We start from the raw sequence: 943 nt of genomic DNA on the forward strand, positions 1-943 counted from the left end.
GGTGCATTTATTCTGTTAGCAAAAATCGCACTTATACTTCTCGCCGGACTCGGACCTTTCTTCATCATTGCATTACTCTGGCAACCAACCTATCGCTTTTTCGAGCAATGGATAGGCCAAGTCTTGAGCTACATAATTCTCATTGTGCTTCTCGCCACTATATTTAGTCTAATGATGAATATCTTTGCAAATTACATGGAAGATCTGAAATTTGATGGACAGCAAAATATCGGTTACACACTTGGTGGTGCGCTCATCTTGTCCATTACCTCCATTATGCTATTGCTCAAACTATCCAGCATTGCGAGTGCTTTGGCAAAAGGCATTACCTTTGGACATCTCTGGAGACACGGTGCAGGGGTAGGCAATGCTTCTCAAAAAAGTCGCACAGCCAAATGAGAAAAATGTCTAGGAGCGCAAGAGATAACTCTCCGCGCTACTACTGAAGATTTTCGTAAATAAAATTAGATCGAAAAGCAGCCAACATTATTTCTAATCAAAATTGAAATAATGATAAAAAAGTGTTAAACAGAATTCAACAGTCGAATAAAGAGGAATGTTAAAATGAGATCAATCATTTTTACAATTTTGATTGCGAGTCTTTTATCGGCTTGCGCATTGGCTCCAAAGCCAAAACAACCCAATAACTGGAATCGAATGCCTGTTAATAAAGTGGTCCCTGCCGAAATTCAGCGAGGAGTGATATGAAAAAAAAAGAAGTGAAACCAGTAAAAGCCGAACGACTGAACAGTTATTATGAAGAAAGCCGAGGTTTAGAACGTGAACTCATCAGCGAGTTTATAAGATCACGCAAAATAGCGTGGCGTGTAGCGTGCGTTGTTGGCATTTTTGGGTTGTTTGGCATGATGTGTGGGGTGGTTGGCTTTTCTCAACCAGCTCCCACTCCCTTGGTGCTGCGCGTTGATAACACAACTGGCGCGGT

At 41.4% G+C, this 943-nt stretch carries 2 protein-coding genes and 1 pseudogene; all 3 read left to right on the forward strand.

Going from position 1 to position 943, the window contains the following annotated elements; genetic code table 11:
* Positions 1-399: type IV secretion system protein (locus tag ACFIK8_RS09325; RefSeq protein WP_375669259.1), on the forward strand; the 399-nt coding region annotated here is incomplete at its 5' end.
* Positions 400-564: 165 nt separating this feature from the next.
* Positions 565-708, forward strand: coding sequence for a TrwH protein (locus ACFIK8_RS09330; protein ID WP_042995511.1), 144 nt, complete (start codon positions 565-567; stop codon positions 706-708).
* Positions 705-943, forward strand: a pseudogene (locus ACFIK8_RS09335) (TrwG protein); the annotation flags it as partial. The gene ACFIK8_RS09330 and the pseudogene ACFIK8_RS09335, both read left to right, overlap by 4 nt.

The organism is Bartonella sp. MR168JLCBS (assembly GCF_042194175.1).

What these genes read in the sequence shown, in the direction of transcription:
- ACFIK8_RS09330 (WP_042995511.1), top strand. Translation starts at nt 565, where the DNA reads ATGAGATCAATCATTTTTACAATTTTGATTGCGAGTCTTTTATCGGCT.